This window comes from bacterium (assembly GCA_036524115.1).
Lineage (GTDB): Bacteria > JAUVQV01 > JAUVQV01 > JAUVQV01 > DATDCY01 > DATDCY01.
Genome location: DATDCY010000183.1, coordinates 1 through 2,974, shown reverse-complemented (window position 1 = coordinate 2,974; position 2,974 = coordinate 1). Strand labels below are relative to the sequence as shown.

Below are 2,974 nucleotides of genomic sequence, written 5' to 3'. Positions count from 1 at the left end.
GGCGCAGCCTCGCCGATGCCGGCGTGCCCCTCGCCGTCCGACGCGGTGACGAGCAGCCCGGTCCGCCGCGCGAGGACCTGGCCGCCGACGCGCAGCGGCCGCGCCAGCGCCAGGTCGAAGGCGCGCACGCCGATCCGCGCGAGCCGCACGCCCGGCTCCTAGGGTCTGCGCGGGAAGCGCGAGAAGTCCGGCTTGCGCTTCTGCAGGTACGCGTTGCGGCCCTCCTGCCCCTCCTCGGACATGTAGAAGAGCAGCGTCGCGTTGCCGGCCAGTTCCTGCAGCCCCGCCTGCCCGTCGCAGTCGGCGTTGAGCGCGGCCTTGAGGCAGCGGATCGCCAGCGGCGAGTTCGCGAGGATCTCGCGGCACCAGGCGACCGTCTCCTCCTCGAGGCGCGCCAGCGGCACGACCGTGTTGACGAGGCCCATCGCCAGCGCCTGCTGTGCGTCGTACTGCCGGCAGAGGAACCAGATCTCCCGCGCCTTCTTCTGGCCGACGACGCGCGCCAGGTAGCTGGCGCCGTAGCCGCCGTCGAAGGAGCCGACGCGCGGCCCGGTCTGGCCGAAACGCGCGTTCTCCGCCGCGATGGTCAGGTCGCAGAGCAGGTGCAGCACGTGGCCGCCGCCGATCGCGTAGCCGGCGACCATCGCGATCACCGGCTTGGGGCAGGTGCGGATCTGCCGCTGGAAGTCCAGGACGTTGAGACGCTCGACGCCCTTCTCGTCCTTGTAGCCGTCGTCGCCGCGCACCTTGATGTCGCCGCCGGAGCAGAAGGCCTTGTCGCCGGCGCCGGTGAGGATGACCACGCCGGTGCCGGCGTCGTCGCGCGCGTCGTCGAGCGCCCGCATCATCTCGACGACCGTCCGCGGCCGGAAGGCGTTGCGCACGCGCGGCCGGTTGATCGTGATCTTCGCGATCCCCTCGGCCTTGTGGTAGAGGATGTCGGTGAAGGTCAGCGCCTCGCGCCAGTCGATGGATGCCATGTGTCCTCCCTTGCCGCCGTCGGTCGGGTCGTCGTGATGCGCCATGGTAAGCCGCGGCAGCCGCGGCCACAAGCCCGCGCCGCCCGCGAGGGGGCGGGGCGACGGCTCATCCCGCCGCCAGGAACCCCGCGATCTCCTGCGCCACCCGCTCCGGGGCCTCCTCGACCAGGGCGTGGCCGCGGCCGCGCACGACCACGGCCTCCGCGTTCGGGCAGCGCGCCACCGCGTCGAAGGCGATGTCGGTGAACTTCTGGTCGCGCTCGCCGACGAGAAAGAGCAGCGGCACGCGCAGCGCCGGGAGCGCGTCCCACTGCGGCGGCTGCGCTCCGGCGCCCATCTGCCGCAGCGAGCGCGCGAGCAGGCGCGGGTCGTTGCGCCGTCGCCGCTCGAGGACCTGCGGGAACCGCGCGTGCTCGCGTAGCGGGGCGAAGAGCGCCATCTCGTACCACTCCTTGAGGAAGGCGTCGAGCCCGCCGCCCTCGAGCCGCCGCGCGGCTCCCTCGTCCATGGCGCGCCGCTGTCCGCGCCCGCACTCGCCGGAGATTCCCGGCGTCGCCGAGACGATCACGGCGCGCGTCACGGTCTTCGGGTGCTCCGCGGCCAATTGCAGCGCGAGCCGTCCGCCGAGAGAGTAGCCGGCCACTGCGCCCCCGCCGCGCTCCTTCAGCAGCGCCGCGAGCGCCTCGACGCAGCCGGCCGGCGTCCAGAGCCCCTCGTCCGCCGGGGCGCCGGTCTCACCGTGCCCCGGAAGGTCGACGGCGATGCAGCGGCGCGACCCCGCGAGCGCGGCGGCCACGGGATCCCAGTCGCGCCGGCTTCCCAGAAAGCCGTGGAGCAGCAGCAGCGGCGGGGCGCCGGCGGGGCCGCGCTCCTCGAAGGCGAGAGGACGACCTGCGGGCGGGTCTCCGGGCGTGGCGGCGCCCTTCTTCGGCTTCGCGGCCATGTGTGTCGCGGACTCCGGCGCCCGCTACGGGGCTTCGACCGCGGCGGCGACGGCCGCCCCGACGGCCCGGTGCGCGGCGAGGTTCTCCGCCCGGTCGGTGCGCACCTCGATGAGGACGGGCGCGCCGGCGCTGCAGGCTTCGCGGTAGGCGGTCGCGAACTCGGCGATGGTGCGCGGACGCCGCACCGGGATGCCGAAGAGCCGCTCCACGCCGGCGAGGTCCGCGTCGTGCGGCGCGGTGAACCAGGGATCGAGCAGCGCCGGCTGCGAGGCGATCGGCAGGAAGTGGAAGATGCCGCCGCCGCCGTTGTTGAGCGCGACGATCACCAGGGGCTGCGGCAGCGCGCGCAGTTGCAGGAGCGCGGTCAGGTCGTGCAGGAGCGAGAGGTCGCCGATCATGAGCGTCGCGGGCCGGCCCAGCCCGCAGGCGAAGCCGGCGGCCGTCGACACGACGCCGTCGATGCCGCTGGCGCCGCGGTTGGCCGCGACGGCCACGCGGGGGCCGCACGCGTCCGCGAACATCTCCATGTCGCGCACCGGCATGCTGTTGCCGAGGAAGAGGCCGTGGCCGGCGGGGATCTCGCGCGAGACGACGCGCGCCGCGGCGATCTCGCCCAGCGGCGAGCCCGCGACGAAGGCCTCGATCGCCGCCGCCGCAGACGCCGAGGCCGCCTGCAGCGGCACGCCCCAGGCGCCGGCGGCCTCCGTGTCGCCGCTGCCGAGGCGCGCGGCGAGCAGCACGCAGAACCGGCCGATCCCGGACTGGATCCGCAGCGCGACCCGGTGGTCGGGGTCGTGCCGGAAGGGGTGCTCCTGAACGGAGATGACCTGCGCGTCGGGCAGCGCCGCCAGCGCCTGCGCGAGCCGCTTGGACGTCGGCTGGCCGCCGAGGTGCAGCACGACGTCCGGGGCGAAGGCGGCGCGCACCTGCGGGCTGAGCAGGATCTGGTCGATGTGGCCGATGCGCCGCGCCGGCCCCGCGCCGGGCCGCAGCCCCGAGCGCACGTCGGCAGCGACGGGCCAGCCGAGGCGCTCGCAGAGCCCGGCGGCC

General features: G+C 75.2%; 3 protein-coding genes. All 3 read right to left on the bottom strand.

Annotated elements, in window-relative coordinates:
• Positions 1–158: 158 nt before the first annotated feature.
• Positions 159–980 (bottom strand): 1,4-dihydroxy-2-naphthoyl-CoA synthase, encoded by an 822-nt coding sequence (menB, locus tag VI078_08965; GenBank protein ID HEY5999411.1) that lies wholly within the window; start codon positions 978–980, stop codon positions 159–161.
• 106 nt (positions 981–1,086) lie between these two features.
• Entirely contained in the window at positions 1,087–1,923 is an 837-nt protein-coding gene (gene menH, locus VI078_08960) for a 2-succinyl-6-hydroxy-2,4-cyclohexadiene-1-carboxylate synthase (protein HEY5999410.1), read from the bottom strand.
• Positions 1,924–1,947: 24 nt separating this feature from the next.
• Positions 1,948–2,974, bottom strand: a 1,027-nt coding sequence (locus VI078_08955) for a thiamine pyrophosphate-dependent enzyme (protein HEY5999409.1), incomplete at its 5' end; no start/stop codon positions are given.

What these genes read in the sequence shown, in the direction of transcription:
- menB (HEY5999411.1), bottom strand. Translation starts at nt 980, where the DNA reads ATGGCATCCATCGACTGGCGCGAGGCGCTGACCTTCACCGACATCCTC.
- menH (HEY5999410.1), bottom strand. Translation starts at nt 1,923, where the DNA reads ATGGCCGCGAAGCCGAAGAAGGGCGCCGCCACGCCCGGAGACCCGCCC.